Annotated in this window: 14 protein-coding genes and 1 pseudogene; 5 read left to right on the forward strand and 10 right to left on the reverse strand. The window is 51.7% G+C overall.

Annotated features, from left to right (window positions below; all coding sequences use genetic code 11):
* Positions 1-69: 69 nt before the first annotated feature.
* Positions 70-1,464, reverse strand: a complete 1,395-nt coding sequence (locus ACF8D4_RS20050; RefSeq protein WP_025010322.1) for a PhoH family protein — start codon at positions 1,462-1,464, stop codon at positions 70-72.
* Between the two features lie 354 nt (positions 1,465-1,818).
* Between ACF8D4_RS20050 and rapA the strand changes: the two genes are divergently transcribed.
* Positions 1,819-4,725 (forward strand): RNA polymerase-associated protein RapA, encoded by a 2,907-nt coding sequence (gene rapA / locus ACF8D4_RS20055; protein ID WP_392466918.1) that lies wholly within the window; start codon positions 1,819-1,821, stop codon positions 4,723-4,725.
* Positions 4,726-4,979: 254 nt separating this feature from the next.
* Positions 4,980-5,945 (forward strand): DUF3530 family protein, encoded by a 966-nt coding sequence (locus tag ACF8D4_RS20060; RefSeq protein WP_144220398.1) that lies wholly within the window; start codon positions 4,980-4,982, stop codon positions 5,943-5,945.
* A gap of 76 nt (positions 5,946-6,021) precedes the next feature.
* On the opposite strand, the gene ACF8D4_RS20065 is transcribed toward ACF8D4_RS20060, so the two are convergent.
* Together ACF8D4_RS20065 and ACF8D4_RS20070 are read right to left on the reverse strand one after the other, a co-directional pair.
* Entirely contained in the window at positions 6,022-6,525 is a 504-nt protein-coding gene (locus ACF8D4_RS20065) for a YqhA family protein (RefSeq protein ID WP_025010320.1), read from the reverse strand.
* Positions 6,526-6,615: 90 nt separating this feature from the next.
* On the reverse strand, positions 6,616-7,419 hold the full coding sequence (locus ACF8D4_RS20070) for a crotonase/enoyl-CoA hydratase family protein (RefSeq protein WP_144220399.1): 804 nt from the start codon (positions 7,417-7,419) through the stop codon (positions 6,616-6,618).
* Positions 7,420-7,784: 365 nt separating this feature from the next.
* On the opposite strand from ACF8D4_RS20070, the gene ACF8D4_RS20075 reads away from it, so the two are divergent.
* Complete coding sequence (locus ACF8D4_RS20075) at positions 7,785-8,780, forward strand: response regulator (protein ID WP_025888766.1); 996 nt, start codon at positions 7,785-7,787, stop codon at positions 8,778-8,780.
* 16 nt (positions 8,781-8,796) lie between these two features.
* Complete coding sequence (locus ACF8D4_RS20080) at positions 8,797-9,756, forward strand: GGDEF domain-containing protein (protein WP_392466922.1); 960 nt, start codon at positions 8,797-8,799, stop codon at positions 9,754-9,756.
* Between the two features lie 39 nt (positions 9,757-9,795).
* Here the strand turns inward: ACF8D4_RS20080 and ACF8D4_RS20085 are convergent.
* A pseudogene (locus ACF8D4_RS20085) lies at positions 9,796-10,437 on the reverse strand (transposase); the annotation flags it as partial.
* 375 nt (positions 10,438-10,812) lie between these two features.
* On the opposite strand from ACF8D4_RS20085, the gene ACF8D4_RS20090 reads away from it, so the two are divergent.
* Positions 10,813-12,084 (forward strand): hypothetical protein, encoded by a 1,272-nt coding sequence (locus tag ACF8D4_RS20090; RefSeq protein ID WP_392466924.1) that lies wholly within the window; start codon positions 10,813-10,815, stop codon positions 12,082-12,084.
* A gap of 289 nt (positions 12,085-12,373) precedes the next feature.
* Here ACF8D4_RS20090 and ACF8D4_RS20095 read toward each other — a convergent pair whose 3' ends face one another.
* The 6 genes from ACF8D4_RS20095 to ACF8D4_RS20120 form a co-directional block, all read right to left on the reverse strand.
* A complete protein-coding gene (locus ACF8D4_RS20095; protein WP_392466926.1) occupies positions 12,374-12,730 on the reverse strand; it encodes a hypothetical protein in 357 nt (118 codons plus the stop codon).
* 98 nt (positions 12,731-12,828) lie between these two features.
* Positions 12,829-13,263 carry a hypothetical protein gene (locus tag ACF8D4_RS20100; RefSeq protein WP_392466928.1) on the reverse strand — a complete coding sequence of 145 codons (435 nt, stop codon included), beginning with the start codon at positions 13,261-13,263 and terminating at the stop codon, positions 12,829-12,831.
* A gap of 107 nt (positions 13,264-13,370) precedes the next feature.
* Positions 13,371-13,703: a hypothetical protein gene (locus tag ACF8D4_RS20105; RefSeq protein WP_392466930.1), complete on the reverse strand. Its 333-nt coding sequence runs from the start codon at positions 13,701-13,703 to the stop codon at positions 13,371-13,373.
* A gap of 139 nt (positions 13,704-13,842) precedes the next feature.
* On the reverse strand, positions 13,843-14,181 hold the full coding sequence (locus tag ACF8D4_RS20110) for a hypothetical protein (RefSeq protein WP_392466932.1): 339 nt from the start codon (positions 14,179-14,181) through the stop codon (positions 13,843-13,845).
* A gap of 837 nt (positions 14,182-15,018) precedes the next feature.
* The gene (gene cobO, locus ACF8D4_RS20115) at positions 15,019-15,633 is read right to left on the reverse strand and encodes a cob(I)yrinic acid a,c-diamide adenosyltransferase (RefSeq protein ID WP_025888764.1); all 615 of its coding nucleotides are present in this window, start codon (positions 15,631-15,633) and stop codon (positions 15,019-15,021) included.
* Positions 15,623-17,257 (reverse strand): cobyric acid synthase, encoded by a 1,635-nt coding sequence (locus ACF8D4_RS20120; protein ID WP_392467001.1) that lies wholly within the window; start codon positions 17,255-17,257, stop codon positions 15,623-15,625. The genes cobO and ACF8D4_RS20120 overlap by 11 nt, the downstream gene beginning before the upstream one ends.
* Positions 17,258-17,275: the final 18 nt, after the last annotated feature.

Genomic DNA, 17,275 nt, shown 5'->3' on the forward strand with positions numbered 1-17,275 from the left:
GGTCGAATATGCAGTACCCCGCACAAAGCAAAGGCCCCGAAATGGGGCCTTTTTCAGTAGCAGGGGTTATCAGAGCTGCTCTTCGGCAAACTCCGCCAGCCGTGAGCGCACTACGCCGTTGAGGTAAATGTTGGCGCTGCCTTCAAAATTTTTAAAGCGTTCAACCATATAGGTCAAACCCGAGGTGACCGCGGTCAGATAGTTGGAGTCTATCTGCGCCAGGTTGCCACAGCAGATAAGCTTGGTGCCTTCTCCCATACGGGTGATCATGGTTTTCAGCTGTGAGGCGGTCAAGTTTTGACACTCATCCAGCAATACCACTGAGTTCTGAATCGAACGCCCACGCATGAAATTGATCGACTTAAACTGGATATTGGCCTTTTCCATTATGTAGTTGAGTGAACCACTGGGATTAACGTCATGCTTGTGCAGCACCTCCAGGGTATCGGTAATTGCCGCCAACCAAGGGGCCATCTTCTCCTCTTCCGTGCCCGGCAGGAAGCCTATCGATTCAGCGATTTCCGGAGTATTTCGGGTGACTATCACCTTGTCGTAGAGATTACGCTCCACCACCAGCTCCAGTGCCGCCGCCATCGCCAGCAAGGTCTTGCCGCACCCTGCTGGGCCGGTGAGAATGACCAAATCGATATCGGGATCCATCAAAGCCTGCAGCGCCATGCCCTGATAGATGTTCTTCGGCCTCACGCCCCAGGCTTCCATATTCATCAGGCGCTCGCGACCGAGATCCAGCACATTGAGACTGGTTTCGCTGCGGCCGACCACCCGGCCACAAAACTCGGATTCCTCATCCAGCAGATATTGGTTGATGTAAAAGAGATCGTCGCCCAGGTCCTTGAGCGGCACATCATGCACCGTATGACGGCCATGACGCTCGGTGGCTACCTTGTGCAGATGCTCCCAGAAGTTGCCTTCAAATTGATGAAAACCCTTGGATAGAAAACGTATGTCATCGATCAGTTGATCTGTGCGGTAGTCTTCTACCAGGAGTATCCCGGCACCTTTGGCCTTGAGACGCATATTGATGTCTTTGGTGACCAGCACCACGGTACGGGGCTCGTATTGATTTTGCAGATGCAGGGCTGTGTTGATGATGCGGTTGTCGTTGTTGTCGCCGGGCAGCGAGCCTATGGTGAATTCAATCTGGTGGTCGGGGAAGATGGCCAGAGTACCTGTGGCATCTGTGTGCCCTTCGCGGCTTGGAAGGGGAACCCCTTTGATTATCTGTTCCGGTGTGGTCTTGCCGCCGAGGATATCTTCCAGTGCCCGAATGGCGACCCTGGCATCGCGGCTGACATCCCGCTTTCTGTCTTTTATCTGGTCCAATTCCTCCAGTACCGTCATTGGGACCACAACATCATGTTCTTTAAAGGAGTAAATCGCTAAGGGTTCATGTAATAACACATTGGTATCAAGTACAAACAACTTTCTGTCGTCTTGTTCCATGGCGCCTCCATTTGCGTCAATGAGCTACTCACAGCTTTGTTGTCATGGGCCAGCGCAGGCCTGGGGTTGGGGTATATGGCACTCCTGTTTCTGACAGATGGCGGGTAGGTTTCACCACTGTGACATGGCTTAAACTAATACTGGCACCTTTAGCTGCGGATGACAAATACCCTTTGCAGTCTGTTCAATGGCCACTGCGCGGTATCCGTTTTTGAGTGTAGGATGCTAAAGATGACGATTGGATGACAAGCGGGCGAAAAGGCCTGCGTCATAAGGGGGGCAGGATTGGTATTATACTCGGATTGGTATAACATACGCGCCCTTTGAGAATCCGCCCGGAGATGAGAGTTAAAGATGCCCTTCGCCTTAGGTCAACGCTGGATCAGTGATACCGAATCAGAGCTTGGTTTGGGTACAGTAGTACAACTGGAAGGCCGCATGGTCTCACTGCTGTTCCCCGCCACCGGAGAGAACCGCATGTTCTCCCGCAACGACGCCCCGTTAACCCGGGTGATTTATAACCCAGGTGATCAGGTCAAGAGCCATGAAGACTGGACACTGACCATCAACTCTTTGGATGAAAAAGACGGGCTGGTGATCTACACCGGCATTCACAGCGAAACCGGTGAAGAAGTGCAGCTGAGGGAAACCCTGCTGGATCACAACATTCGCTTCAACAAGCCGCAGGACAGACTCTTCGCCGGCCAAATAGACAGACTGGACAGATTTGGGGTGCGCTACGCCGCCCAGCAACTGCGCCACAATCTGGCCACCTCAGATCTGCTGGGGCTGCAGGGTCCCAGAGTTGGCCTTATTCCGCATCAGCTGTGGATTGCCCATGAAGTCGGGCGCCGCTATGCGCCACGGGTGCTGCTGGCCGATGAAGTGGGCCTGGGCAAGACCATAGAAGCCGGCCTCATCATTCATCAACAGTTGATGACAGGCCGCGCCGAGCGGGTACTTGTGATAGTGCCCGATACCCTGCGCCACCAATGGTTGGTGGAGATGCTGCGCCGCTTTAACCTGCGGTTTGCCGTATTCGATGAAGACCGCTGCATCGAGGCCTTTGCCGACCATGACAACCCCTTCTACACAGAACAGTTGGTGATCTGCTCGCTGGAGCTGCTGCGCAAGAAGCGCCGTCTCGACCAGGCGCTGGATGCCGACTGGGATCTTATGGTGGTCGATGAGGCCCATCACCTGGAGTGGACCGAAGAGGCTCCGAGCCGGGCCTATCAAGTGGTTGAAGCTTTGGCGGAAGTGGTGCCCGGCGTACTGCTGCTGACCGCGACCCCGGATCAACTGGGCCATGAGAGCCACTTTGCCCGACTGCGACTGCTGGATCCGGATCGTTTCTACGACTATCAAGCCTTTATCAAAGAGGAAGAAGGCTACAAAGAGGTGGCCCTCGCCGCCGAGGCGCTGGCCAGTGGCAACAAGCTGCCCGACAATGCCATCAACAGCCTGACCGAGCTCTTGTCCGAGAAAGATATCGCCCCCGCCATTCGCCTTATCCAGGCTGAAGGCGTCGATTCTGAGCAGCAGCAAGCCGCCCGTGACGAGCTGCTGCAGGAGCTGCTCGATAGACACGGCACGGGTCGGGTGCTGTACCGTAACAGCCGCACCTCGGTCAAAGGCTTCCCGAAACGCATTTTCAACGCCTATCCACAGGCCATGCCGGAGCAGTACCTCACTGCGGCCCGAGTCAGTGCCATGATGAATGGTCACCGCACCCTGGAAATGAAGGCCGCCTACGCGCTGGCGCCGGAAAAAATGTATCAGGAGTTTGATGAAAACTCCGCCGCCTGGTGGAAGTTCGACCCCAGGGTCGACTGGCTCATCGACTTCCTCAAGCAAAACCGCAGCAAGAAAGTGCTGATCATCGCCAGTCAGGCAGCCACGGCGCTGAGTCTGGAAGAAGCGCTGCGTACCCGTGAAGGGATCCTCGCCACTGTGTTCCATGAAGGCATGTCCATCATAGAACGTGACAAGGCCGGTGCCTTCTTCGCCCAGGAAGAAGGTGGTGCCCAGGCGCTGATCTGCTCGGAAATCGGTTCCGAAGGGCGTAACTTCCAGTTCGCCAGCCAGTTGGTGCTGTTCGATCTGCCGCTGAACCCGGATCTGCTGGAGCAGCGCATAGGTCGCCTGGATCGCATAGGTCAAAACCATGATGTAGAGATCCACCTGCCCTTCCTCACCGACACGGCGCAGGAGCGTCTGTTGGCCTGGTACCATGAAGGCCTCAATGCCTTCGAGCTCACATGCCCCGGCGGCCATATTCTGTTCAAGGAGTTTGGCGCCCAGTTGCTGCCACTGCTGGTGGAAGAAAACGAAGAAGAGATGGCCAAGCTGCTGCGCGATACCCGCAGCCGTTATAAAGAGCTCAAGCAGGCAATGGAGCAGGGCCGCGACAAGCTGCTGGAACTCAACTCCCACGGCGGCGACAGGTCATTGGCATTGGCCGAGAGACTGGCGCAAATGGATAACGACACCCAGCTTATCGGCTCAGTGATCCGTCTGTGGGACATCATAGGTCTAGATCAGGACGATAGAGGTGAAAACACCATAGTGCTGCGCCCGAGTGAGCACATGATGTTCCCCACTTATCCCGGTCTGCCGGAAGATGGCATTACCGTGACCTTCGACCGGGATACCGCCCTGTCCCGCGATGATATCGCCCTGATAACCCAGGAGCACCCGCTGGTGCAAACCGGATTGGATCTGATCACAGGTTCTGAAACAGGCACCACAAGTGTTGCCATCCTCAAGAACAAGGCGCTACCGGCAGGTACCGTATTCCTGGAGCTTATCTACCTGGCACAGGCCTCGGCGCCCAAGTCCAGCCAGCTGTATCGCTATCTGCCGCCGACACCGCTGCGCATTCTGCTGGATAAGGATGGCAACAATCTGTCTGACAAGGTGAGTTACGAGCATTTTGATCGCCAGCTCAGCGCGGTTAACCGCCATATTGGCAGCAAGCTGGTCAATGCCTCGCAGGCGATACTGCATCCTTTGCTGGCCAAGGGCGAAGCCCACGCCATGGAGGCCATGTCCAACCTGCAGGCCGAAGCCCTGCAGCAGATGGAGCGCCAATTGGGCGCCGAGCTGGAACGTCTGGAAGCCCTCAAGGCGGTGAACCCCAATATCCGCGATGCCGAGCTTGAGTATCTGCAAAATCAGATAGCCGAACTACGCGGCTATTTGGATCAATGCCAGCTGCAGCTCGATGCCGTGCGCCTGGTGCTGGTCAGCCACGCCTGATAATCCACTCAAATATCATCCCCCAAGACCCGCTAACTGCGGGTCTTGTTTTTTGCGCTAAATTTCAGAAGCCCTGGTGCACCACGCCTTCAAGCATTGGATCGACACACAAACTTTCGATACAACAGCTACTAGTGCACAAATTTGCGGCTTATAATTTTGGCATTGAGTCAATAAAGGCTGCAGAATCATGCTATTCCAGCCTATGAAAAGTTTAAGGAGTTCACTTGGCGCTGATATCCAGGACGATAGCTATGCTGTGCTTTTTCCCTTTGATGGCACTGGCAGCCGACGAGCCAGCCAACAAAGACATGGCCAACCAGGAGCAGACTCAACCGCAACCGGTGCAGAAGCCTGCCAAGCAAACACCTGAAACAGCCCCAATGAAACCCAGAGACAATAGCCGGGCGTTGGAGCATGTCGCCGCCTCAGAACAGCAAAAGATCCAAGTAGATGGCGAGGAGCAAACCGTTCTGGTGCGCCCCTGGAGTGGCCCGAAACAATTGGGCGCAGCGCTGTTGCTGCCGCCCCCCGGCACCCATGCCGATGCCCCCGGGCTCAACGCCTTCTTGCGCCGCAGCATCAATCCGGCAGGCTGGGCCAGTCTCAGCATGACACCACCTCCCTTTCCTGAGCAGCCCAACTTCACCACAGAGGCCCAGGAAATAAGCAAGGCCGGCGATGGCAAAGTGCAGGGCAAGAGTAATCAGGCAACAAGCCGCAGAGAGGCGGAGGAGTGGCAGAAACTCAGAAAGCAGCAACAAACCTTTATCCAAAAGAGTCTGGCGCAATTGGACGCCTTGGGTGAGCCCTTTCCCGGCAAGCGCTTGCTGATAGCCCAGGATCAGTCCGCCGCCTTGGTGATTGAGTTGTTGGCGGCGCAGGAGTTGGCCAAGCCGGACTTGTTGGTGGTGATCAATCCCTACCTCGACGATCCCTATGCCAATTTGGCACTGCCAAAGAAACTGGCCGGGTTGGAGTTGGCGATACTCGATATCCAATCTCCCGACGGTCACCAGGCCTCGCAGGCTACTGTGGAAAGTCGTAAAACCCTGGCTTCAAGCAAGCCGGACAATCAATATCGGCAGCAGTTGCTGGCGCTGGATCTACGCCAGGATGTAGCCTTTGAAAACACCTTGCTGATGATAGAAGGCATGGCCAGAAAGGTGCTGAAACAGCAGGCGCCAAACGAGAAGGCGGCCGCTGAAACCAATCAGTGACCGCCTAATTGCAGAAGTTGCTGCCAAAACCGGCCGGCAGACCAAGCTTCCCGTAGAGCAAATATCGGCAGTGCGATTACTCTTTCTTGCCGCCCTTGGAGAACATCAACGCCAGGGAGATGAGCACCACAGTGCCGCCCATGAACAGCAAGTCCAGTGCCGAGCTGGGTTTGATATCGGCAAAGAAGGAAAACACCTTGATGATCAGCATCATCAATATCACTTTGCCCAACTTGCTCTTGAGCGCATCTATGCTGGAGATGATCAATATCTTGCCGCCGGTATCCGAGTTACCGGCCGGCTCCAGGTTACGGATAAAGAGCTCATAGAGGCCGAAAGCGAAGATCAGCAGCACAGCCCCGAGCAGGAAGGTATCCAGTATCTCCACCAGTACCATCACAAGATCGTTACGCACATCATAGCTGCCACTGAGCAGGTATTCCCACAGCAGGGCAAACATATGCAGCACGTCCTTGACTCCCATGACAAAAGTGACCAAGGCCGCCAGCACACAGGAGAAGACTCCGACCATGACAGACAAGCGACTGCCCCAGAGCAGGCGTTCAAAAAAAATCCGCATCCCAATTTCCGTCTAAAAATAAAGTGACGGATTTTCAGGCAGTTTTGCCATTGAGGTCAAGTTATTATCCCATCATACGTGATAGGTATCTCACCAGTTTCGCCGCGGTTCAAAGGCCCGCTCGGGATCCTTGCCCTGACGCACGGCGGCAATGGCTCTGTTGCGCCCCAAAAGCAGACGCACCTGGCTCCAGGACTCCCGCGCCAGCAGCCGCCTACGGGAACCGTTCCAGCTGCGGTTAATACTCAGCTTTATCGCCGCCAACGCATCGGGAGAGCGCTCATTGAGCTCAGCTGCCAGTTCTTTTGCCCGGGCCAGGGGATCACTGCAGCACTCGGTCACCAGCCCAAGATCCAATGCCTTGGAAGCCGGGATTAACTCCGCCGTCATGCTGAGTTTCAATGCCTGATCTTTTGCCAGAATTTCCCGCAAACTCACCAGGCCGCCCATGTCGGGAACCAGGCCCCACTTGGCTTCCATTATTGACAACTCAGCGTCATTGGCGGCAATGCGAAAATCGGCGCCGAGAGCAATTTGCAAACCGCCGCCATAACAACGGCCATCCAAGACGGCAATGACAGGAACCGGCAACTCACGCCAGGCGACAGACACCTGCTGCGCCAGATTGGCATTGCCCGGTAACAGCTTGAACAGCAGTTTCAGCGCTTGCCAGGGAGAGTTGGCCACACTCTTGATATCCAGGCCTGAACTGAATTGGCCGCCCTCACCTCTGAGGATCACCGCCCGCAAATGTCGTTGACGGTGCAAATGACGCGCCATCGCCTTGAGTTCACTGAACATGGTGTAATTAATGGCATTGAGCTTATCCGGCCGATTCAAGCTAACGATAGCCAGCTGTTGTTGCCATTCCAGGCTGAGTGTCTGCCACTGCATCTGCAGGTCCTTGAAAGTTGAAGTTATGTTAACGGTATCACCATCACACTGGTCAGGCCAGAGCAAAAAGCGTCCCGTTTCAACAACACAGAGCAGTCTAAATTTTGACTAACGTCAACAATCTGACATTAGCTTTGACTTAGTGACAACAAGTGTTCACAATATCGACCCTCAACAGGCAAGCCATTGCACTATAATAAGATTTTCTCCTGCCAAATGTATGAGAAACGGGCATCAAGCCCGAGCTCGCCGATAACTGACTATCGGCCCAGTCCTCACTGATCCAGCGGCATAATCAGAGGATAATCACAAAAATGCCGCTGTAGGTGTTATCTTCAAGTAATGCAGTAGAACAGGAAATCTCTATGGCGATTCCGGTACTCATATGCGACGACTCTGCGCTGGCGCGAAAGCAGATGGCCCGTACTCTTCCCAAAGATTGGGAGGTAGACATCAGCTTTGCCGCCAATGGCGCCGAAGGACTGGAGGCAATTCGCGCCGGCAAGGGCGAGATTGTCTTTTTGGATCTCAACATGCCGGTCATGGACGGCTACGAAGTGCTGCAAACGATTCAGCAGCAAGACCTGCCGGCCATGGTGATAGTCGTCTCGGGCGATATACAAATTAAGGCTCATCAGCGAGTCAAAGCCTTGGGCGCGCTGGATTTTATTCAAAAACCCGTCAGCGCAGATGCCATCAGCAGCATACTGCAGGAATATGGCATTTTGCAGTTGGCCGAAGGCGGCGAAAGCAATGAAGAGCCAATGATCCAGGTGGATATGCGCGATGCCTGCCAGGAGGTTGCCAACGTTGCCATGGGCCGTGCCGCCGATCTGCTGGCCAAGCTGTTGGATGTATTTGTGCTCTTGCCTATTCCCAACGTCAATGTGCTGGAGGTCAGCGAATTGACCATGGCACTCAAGGCCACAGAGGAAAGCCCCAAAATTTCGGCGCTGTGCCAAGGCTTTATCGGTGCCGGGATTGCCGGTGAGGCTCTGTTGCTGTTTCACGACTCCAGCTTTAAGGATATGGCCAAGTTGATGGGCCTGTCGGATCCCGAAGATGCCAACACAGAAATCGAGGTGATGATCGACACAGCCAACGTGTTGATCGGCGCCTTCCTCAGCGGCATCTCGGAGCAGTTGGACATGCAATTCAGCCAGGCGCACCCTGTGGTGCTCGGTCGACATTGCACAGTAAACGATCTGATCCACGATAACTCAGATCGCTGGCAACGCACGCTGGCGATGGAGATCAATTATCGTATCGAAGATCACAATGTGCAGTGCGATCTCTTGCTGCTCTTTACCGAAGACTCCTTGCCGACGCTGAATTTCAAGCTCGGCTATCTGATGAACTGACAAAAACAGGTTTGCCATGGCAAAGGATTTGGATGCAATGAATGAACTGCACTGGCTGATCGATATGGTACAAACCATAGAGGTCGGCCTGGTGGTGCTGGACAGAGAGTACAATATTCAGCTGTGGAACGGCTTTATGGAGAACCACAGCGGCGTTTCTCCCAACGATATCAAGGGAGACAACCTGTTTGAACGTTTCCCGGATCTGCCGGCCAGCTGGCTCAAACAGAAGATGGAGTCTGTGTTTCTGCTGAAGAACCGCGCCTTCATCAGTTGGGAGCAGAGGCCCTATGTATTCAAATTCAAGAACTACCGGCCCATCACTGGCCGCGCCGAATTTATGTTCCAGAATGTCACCCTGTTGCCGCTGGCCTCTCTGACCGGGCAGATCTCCCATATCAGCATCATCATCTATGATGTGACGGATATTGCCATCAACAAGCTACAGCTCAAGAGTGCCAACGAGCGCCTGGAACACCTGAGCCAAACCGATGGCCTGACCCAGCTGCATAACCGCAGACACTGGCAACTGTGCATGCAGCGGGAATTTGATCGCCATTCCCGCTATGGCGATCCTGCCAGTCTGGTGATGTTCGATATAGATCACTTTAAGCGGATCAACGACAGCCTGGGGCATATCGCCGGAGACAGGGTTATTCAGCATCTGTCCCATATTCTCAGCCAAAACCTCAGGGAAACCGACTGCGCCGGGCGCTACGGGGGCGAAGAGTTTGCTGTGGTCTTGTCCCACACCAGCGCCGAGGATGCCCGCTCCTTTGCCGAACGGCTACGCTCTCAGGTGGAAAGCAGCCGCTTCAGCTTCAATGGTCAGCCGGTGCCCTTTACCATCAGCCTGGGGATCTGCGATCTGAGTGATAAGGTGGAAAACAGCGATCAATGGCTGGCCAATGCCGATCAGGCCCTGTACCAGGCCAAGGTTTCCGGCCGCAACTGTGTCAGTATTTTCAGTGATTGATCCACAGATGACGGCCAATAAAAAACCACCTTCAGCGTTAATGGGATACTTGTTTTTATTCATTTTTAACGCACGTGGATAGGCTCCCATCAAGCTTGAATTGCCTCCTCTTGGTGTACTTCCAGGCGTTTGAGATGACAACTGAGTCAATTTAAAAATGATATAACTCGACGCATCTCTAAAGCTTAATTGGTTCGGATGTAACGACGGTAAGCTTTTAGCCCTCAACACCACCTTGTATCTGATGAGGTTATAGGCCAACAGTATCCCCCCACAATTTTTGGATAACCAACTCTGCAATTGACTGCGTAACGTAAAGCGACTCTCCAGAAGACGCTGCTTCACTTCCCGATAGCCCACTTCTATCTCCCATCGATGGGCATATAAATCCGCTATCTCTACCCCCGGATAACGCAAGGGGTCTGTTAATGAGGTCAAAATGGAAACCGACTTACCTTTTATCGTCTTCGTCAGTAAGCGGGCTTCAATATTGTCAGGCAGCATAGGCCACTTCTTTCTGGCTTGAGGCGTGGTGGCTAACTGCACCAGTTGGTCGTGTTTTCCTAAAGAGCGTACCACTTCATATTGTGTCCCTTTCTTCAATGGCAGCAGCCAGTGGCTGTTCGGTTGAGCCTGTTGCCAAGCGTGCAAAAGTCCCAACGAATAGAAGCCTCTGTCAAACTGCAGTGGTATGGCGATTTATGGAAACGGTTTCACCTTTTCCGGGCAGCGGACACGGCAAAGAAGAAATGTAGCAGTATTGCAGTTATTTAGAGCCTTCGCTCAGCTAAAGGGATCTCTATTGTTGTACTGCTGTCTTTTACGCCCAGAAATAGCCGTTGCACTAAAAACCTCATGCCGGAGCTATTTCCCCCTCCCCCTTGATCCCTATAAACTAATGACAAAGCGGGACTGTTCACGATAGCATAAGCGAATGAAAAACCATCATTCACTAAGCCATTCATTTTAATTGTAAATACAGGGGTATTTCGCGAAAGAGTGATGGCAAAAGCCCAGCAACAAGCTTAATGAAGCAACTCGCAACAAGGACTTTGCATGAAACAAGGATTGGTATTTCTTGGCCTGGCCCTGGGTGGCCTGACTCTCAATGTCAACGCTCAGCAGTGCGACCTCAGCATCACAGGCACTGTGCCCGAAGGGATTAGCCTGGATAAATTGGTCGTTTCCACCTATGACAAGGAGCTGCCGGTCACCAGCAGGGACTACTCCCTGTGCGCCAGTAAGCAAGATCTCCAAGTCGTCGGCCGCCATAGCCCCAACAACACCATCTACCTGATGGATAAGAGTGGTGCTATCCCCAGAGGCATCTATACCGCCGAGGTGTTTGTCCAGAGCGAGGCGATCACCTTGGGCCCGGCTTCCAGTTTGACCAAGCAAGCCTGTAACCTGCGCTGTGGCTACTATGCCAGCCAAAGGGTGCAGAACTCCAAAGAGTTGCAACAACTGGCGGCCGAATACCAACGGCTGTCTGCCACTGATGGTAAGGCGATTGGCGCCTTCCTTAGCCAAAACCAAGCCAAATTAGATCGAATCTATTACGGCGATATCCACCCTAAGCCATCAGCCCCAATAAGCACAGGCGATCTCTGGGTCGATCCCTACAGCGGCGCGGGACTCTACTTCGATGCCCCCGAAACCATACTCAACAGCACCTTTAGAGATTATGTGAGCTCCGAAGCCAGAGCGGCGCGGCAACAGGATGAGGCCATAGCCGAAGCGATGAAGCAGCATAAAGCTTCACTGCAAGCTCTAATGAAGGGTTTCAACAGTTGGCAAGAGCGGGTGGAGGCCGTCAACAGAGTCAGCGCGGAGCTAAAAGCCAACCAGGATCCGGCGGCGATAAAGGTGGCGCAAATATTCGAGCGCGGCCTTGAGGAAGCCGAGGCAACTCTTAAAAGTTACCTTACCAACGACAACAAGACCCCCATCGCATCTCTGACCCAGGCAAAAAAGACGTTCGAACTCTTGTTGGCCGACTGGACCAACGCCGCCTATATCCACAGCAAGGACAAACAGGTCTTCGCCGCCCTGTTCAGTGAGCAGTTTAAGCAGCAACTACCGATACAAGATCGCGAGTTGGACAAGGCGCTGAGCCGCCTTATCGATCTGCCAAATCATCTGGGGAAGTTGTCTATCGAGGATGGTTATCAGAACATTCAGCTGGAGTTTAACAATCTCCTGCCAGACTCGAACCAACGCTATGACTTTAAGGATGCCCTGCACAGCGTTAGCTTCGTGTATGAGAAGGGAGCCTGGCGACTCGACAGCGTCAGCCAGCTGCCCATTCGCCACTATGATCAGGGCTAGAATAAAGGCTAGATATAAAATGGCGATCAAGGGGGCGAGTTTGAATCAACACCTCAGCCCCTTGATTCCCACTCTTTCAACAACTCTGGCATCTTGACTTTGTTCACTCTTAACACGTTATTTTTATCAAAAAAAAACAATAAACTAAGCCAAAGCAGCAACTTATAAATCATAGCAAGCCATCATATTATCTAATCTCTTTATCATAGGTTTTCATCTATTTAGCCAAAGGAGTCATATCAATGTCATGGTCTTAAATTCGGGGGAAAGGTCAGTTCATTATTACTTGTTAGGGTAAAAAGTTAAGATCACGCCTAATCCATCTTGCTTGATATCTTGCAGCATGCCCACCAGTTTCTAAATATATGACAAATGTAGCCATACACGAATCACAGCGATATACATCACTACCGTTGTAAGGGTAATGCGATAAACTCACAGGAGCCATATCTGAAAATGGATTACTACCATTTTTAGTGTAAGTCTGATAACCAAGAAAAGTTATTGGTTCTATTTTGCCCATAAAATGAAGTTTGTTTTCCAGGCCATCAGAGTTAGTCAAATGAAGCTTGGATTCTTTTCCGCACTCCGAGCAAGAATTAGATTCTTGTTCTGCTAAAACATTGAGTAAGTCATCGATATTCATAAAACCCTCAGAACATAAAATCAAAATGGGAAAAGAAAATGCAAGCTGAAAATATCGAGTCAAAAATGAGGAAATATATGGCCCTCGGCTCTGCAAAGTTAATGTTGGCGCTTACTTAATTTGTTACATGCTAGTAAACCGCGATGTCTCACCAGTTTCTTAGCTTTATCGGCTTCAAGCAACCAGTATACTTCAAATACATACAATGGAAGAAAACTTATAAACGCAGTCATTAGGCTTTCTTTAAGCAATTCATAAAGTGGCCCCATTACCAATAGCAGTACATAAAAAGCAATCACCCCCCAAAACAACATAAAGTAGGAGTGTGCTTTAATAGATTGAAACATAACCGCATCCTGGTTATATCTCATCGCTCTAATTTCGTTTAATCTTTTTAATTTTATCTTGCGAAATGGCCCCTTTAAAATATGCGATATTTTTCGCATCATTGAATCTATGTAGGGGGCTAACTTGGGTATTAGATACGCCAAAATAGCACTACCCAACAAACCTATTACTACACCTGTATCCATCTACTTTCATCCTCCGACACTTATTTAATGTGTAACACAGTGCGCATGACCAAGGTAATTGGCGGCTTCTTTGCGTAAGCAAAAAAAGGGACTATTGCTGTGTTTTATTATGCGTTTGATTTATTTTCCTGAAACAATTCATAGGCCGATGCCTCTAACTCACCACAATCTGATATTAGGCTGCCATGCTCATCATATATTTTATATTCTTGCTGTATCCCACCGATTGAAGCACAGCCATCTAAACCCAGTAGCAAGTTATAAAATGTATCGTTCAGCAATTGATCAACTACCTTTGCGAAAACCTCTCGCTGTTCAGAACTTAGATTAATTTGTTCTACCAACTTAGACAGAGCGCTTCCATAATTTGCATTGAAGCACCGTTCTAGAATCATTTCCTTTTCCTTCCTCCATAACTCGCAAAACTGATCAGAATTCATTCATATTCCTTACGCATAATACCCTGTTAATGGGTGAGCAACGCAATACTGAAGCTGCCACATACCACCTTAATCACTAAATTCAACGCATAGTAAAAATGCCACGAGTTGCGAATCACTCTTAAATAGTTTGTGAAGTTTATTTTTCAACGTCTTTGGATGCATTGATGTGGTTATGAATTTCTATTTTGAGGTTATTGCTGTTTCCAGATACTTCTATGCCGTTAATCTTAATACTTTCATTAGATTTTTTGCTTTTCAGCTTGTCATAGAGCCAAGCTGAAAACAGACTCAAAGCGACTGAGCTGCCTGAAGTAACAATAAATGTTAGTACTTGATTCGATGTTGCCATTACCTGAGGGTCTGCACAATCGGCAAAGTTAATTCGTTGGCCAACTTGAAGGTCATCAATTTTCAAGTTTCTTAGCGCGTTTGCTAATTCTCGATCTACAAATTTCAGTTCAAAATCTCGTTCCATTGTCAGATTTCCTCTTATAAACTTAACGGCTGTATAGTGCGCATGCGCGTTTTAGTCCTCTTAGGAGTGAAAACACGCATCACTATGTATTTGTATTGATTAATTAAAATAGGTTTCGGTCCTAATATCCCTTACAGCTAAACGCGTATGCGCGGTTTTCAAACCGATTATCTACCAACAGTGTTTTATATCTTTTTGAATTTAAATCTATTTTCTGTGACATTACAGAAATAACGCGCAAATTTATCTTCAAATTGCCAGGCATTTTGTCAAAACTTTATAGACAAGCAGCGTGGCTACCGCAGGGGGATTAAGTGTTCTGCCTCTTCCCCTAACCTAAATTTTATCTTTCTGTATCAGTATCTTGTCAGAGATTAACAACATTAGGCAAGCGATAAATTTGCTATCTTTTGGTCAATTCTTCAATCTGTGCCTGAGTGAAATCACTCATCCAGTAGCACCAAAGATAACCGCGAATAAAACAAGAGCGATACAAGCCGCGGAGTCACTTCAATCCCTAAACCAATGCACCTATTTCAAACTGTTTGCGGCTGTGGCTAAGCCGTCAAGAAGGCTCAGCCCATGAGCATACAATGAGTATGTGATTGGGGGAGCCGACACAGCCAATAACGCCACGGTCGTCAACAAAAAATAAAGCACTGACAAAGCCGCCGAGTAGCTTTAGTTCCTGAGCAAATGCACCTATTTCAAACTGTTTGCGGCTGTGGCTAAGCCGTCAAGGAGGCTCAGCCCATGAGCATACAATGAGTATGTGATTGGGTGAGCCGACGCAGACAATAACGCCACGGTCGCAAACAGGAAGAAATAGAAGAAATATCAGTAGTCGAAACCAGGCTGCGCTTTAACCCCCGCCTCAAACGCATGCTTCACACTATTCACCTCACTGACAGTATCTGCCAATTCAATCAGTTGCCTGTGGCAGTTGCGGCCGGTGATGATCACATGCTGCATGGGTGGGCGATTTTGCAACGCATTTATCACTCGCTGCAGATCCAGATAATGGTAACTGACCATGTAGGTGAGTTCATCGAGCAGGAGTATGTCTATGCTGGCATCCTGAAGCCATTTTTCGGCGGCCGCCCAGGCCTTTTCGGCGGCGGCGATATCCTTGGCTTTGTCCTGGGTGTCCCAGGTAAAGCCTGTGCCCATGACTTCGAACTTGACCCCGGCGCCTTCCAGTAGCTTGCGCTCACCGCACTCCCAGGTGCCCTTGATAAACTGCACCACGGCACCCTGCTTGCCATGACCGACCGCACGGGCCAGAGTGCCAAAGCCGGAGGTGGACTTGCCCTTGCCGTTACCTGTCACTACCAGGAGTATGCCCTTCTCTTCGGTGGCGGCCGCGATTTTGGCATCCACCGCCGCTTTTACTTTCTGCTGCCGCTGTTTATGACGCTCTGCCTTGATATCGGTTTGATTATTATCGGTCACCCGGGTCTTCCTCTTTGAATATGTTGATTATTTTATTGAAATCCAGATGTTGCTCCAGCACATCGGCCAAACGATCCAGCTGTTGTTGCCGCTGCTGATTGATATCCACGGCATGGCCCTGTGGCGCCGTCATCCCGGCCCAGGCGAGCAGCAGTTCACAGGCTTCAGGGCTGTCAAACAGGCCATGCAAATAACTGCCGAGAATTTGATTATCCTCCGACAGCAGACCTTCGTTGCGGGGTGCTGTGGTTTTTGCAGGCTCAGTGATTTTTGCAGGCTCAGTGGCGCTGACACAGTTGGCGTCACTGCCTCGCTCATTAAGCAACAGTGGCTGGGTGCATCTGTCAGGGATCCGCGATGCTCCGCAGTGGATCTCATAACCGGAGACTGATGCCGATGATTGCCCAAGCCTCAGGGTACCGCTGACATTGAGCAGCTGTTTTTCGACTTGCAGCTCGGTAGTGAGTGGCAGGTAGCCCAGCCCTTGGCTGGTACCGGGCAAGTCTTCCAGTCCCAAGGGGTCGGCAATGCTCTGCCCCAGCATCTGAAAGCCGCCGCAGATACCGATAAGCTTGCCGCCATAGCGCAGATGGCGAGCTATGCCCTTATCCCAGCCCTGTTGGCGGATAAAAGCCAGGTCGGCGCGCACATTCTTACTGCCGGGCAGCAGCAGGAGATCCAGCCCTGGAAGTTCGCCCTGATGGGTCGGCCCTATATAATAAAACTCGATATCCGGATGCAGCCGCAGCGGGTCAAAGTCGGTATGGTTGCTGATCCTGGGGTACACCAAGACGCCGACTCGCAGTCGCGTCCCAGTTCTTTCAGATTGAGTTGTTTCAGATTGAGCTCGTGCTGATTGAGCTGTTACCGGCTGCTCGGTAGCAGCCTGAGACTGAGCAGTTGTTTGCACCAGTGCATCTTCGGCGTCCAGATGCAGGGCATCGAGGTAGGGCAATACGCCCAATACCGGCTTGCCGGTGTGAGCCTCGAGCCAATCCAGCCCGGACTGCAGCAATGAGATATCACCGCGAAAACGATTGATCACAAAGCCCTTTACCCTAGCTTGCTCATTCTCGGACAGCAGGGCCAAGGTACCGACCAGGTGGGCAAATACCCCGCCCTTGTCGATATCGGCGATGAGGATCACCGGGCAGTCCACCGCTTCGGCAAAGCCCATATTGGCAATATCGCCCCGGCGCAAATTGATTTCGGCCGGGCTACCGGCGCCTTCTACCAACAGCCAGTCAAACTCCTGCTGCAACCTGTGCCAGGATGCCAACACCGCCTGCATGGCAGCGGCTTTATAGTCACGACTCTCGGGGCCGAAAAAGGCGGCGGCTTCCAGGCTGGTCAGCGCCTTGCCCTGAATAATCACCTGCGCCTTGGTATCTGAGCTGGGTTTAAGCAATACCGGGTTGAAGTCGATTCTCGGCTCAAGACCGGCGGCCACCGCCTGCAGCGCCTGGGCCCGGCCAATTTCACCTCCATCCCGGGTGACGGCGCTGTTGAGTGCCATATTTTGCGGCTTGAAGGGCGCCACTCGCTGACCATGACGATGAAACACCCGGCAGAGTCCGGCCACCAAGGTACTCTTACCGGCATCCGAAGTGGTGCCCTGCACCATAAGGCTGCGACCAGGCCG

Source organism: Shewanella sp. YQ_9 (assembly GCF_043103185.1).
GTDB lineage: Bacteria > Pseudomonadota > Gammaproteobacteria > Enterobacterales > Shewanellaceae > Shewanella > Shewanella algae.

Excerpts from the sequence above, each read along its gene's own strand:
- ACF8D4_RS20090 (WP_392466924.1), top strand. The coding sequence starts at position 10,813 with ATGAAACAAGGATTGGTATTTCTTGGCCTGGCCCTGGGTGGCCTGACT.
- ACF8D4_RS20065 (WP_025010320.1), bottom strand. The coding sequence starts at position 6,525 with ATGCGGATTTTTTTTGAACGCCTGCTCTGGGGCAGTCGCTTGTCTGTC.
- ACF8D4_RS20120 (WP_392467001.1), bottom strand. The coding sequence starts at position 17,257 with ATGGTGCAGGGCACCACTTCGGATGCCGGTAAGAGTACCTTGGTGGCC.
- ACF8D4_RS20070 (WP_144220399.1), bottom strand. The coding sequence starts at position 7,419 with ATGCAGTGGCAGACACTCAGCCTGGAATGGCAACAACAGCTGGCTATC.
- ACF8D4_RS20050 (WP_025010322.1), bottom strand. The coding sequence starts at position 1,464 with ATGGAACAAGACGACAGAAAGTTGTTTGTACTTGATACCAATGTGTTA.
- rapA (WP_392466918.1), top strand. The coding sequence starts at position 1,819 with ATGCCCTTCGCCTTAGGTCAACGCTGGATCAGTGATACCGAATCAGAG.
- ACF8D4_RS20080 (WP_392466922.1), top strand. The coding sequence starts at position 8,797 with ATGGCAAAGGATTTGGATGCAATGAATGAACTGCACTGGCTGATCGAT.
- ACF8D4_RS20075 (WP_025888766.1), top strand. The coding sequence starts at position 7,785 with ATGGCGATTCCGGTACTCATATGCGACGACTCTGCGCTGGCGCGAAAG.
- ACF8D4_RS20110 (WP_392466932.1), bottom strand. The coding sequence starts at position 14,181 with ATGGAACGAGATTTTGAACTGAAATTTGTAGATCGAGAATTAGCAAAC.
- ACF8D4_RS20100 (WP_392466928.1), bottom strand. The coding sequence starts at position 13,263 with ATGGATACAGGTGTAGTAATAGGTTTGTTGGGTAGTGCTATTTTGGCG.
- ACF8D4_RS20060 (WP_144220398.1), top strand. The coding sequence starts at position 4,980 with ATGCTGTGCTTTTTCCCTTTGATGGCACTGGCAGCCGACGAGCCAGCC.
- ACF8D4_RS20105 (WP_392466930.1), bottom strand. The coding sequence starts at position 13,703 with ATGAATTCTGATCAGTTTTGCGAGTTATGGAGGAAGGAAAAGGAAATG.
- ACF8D4_RS20095 (WP_392466926.1), bottom strand. The coding sequence starts at position 12,730 with ATGAATATCGATGACTTACTCAATGTTTTAGCAGAACAAGAATCTAAT.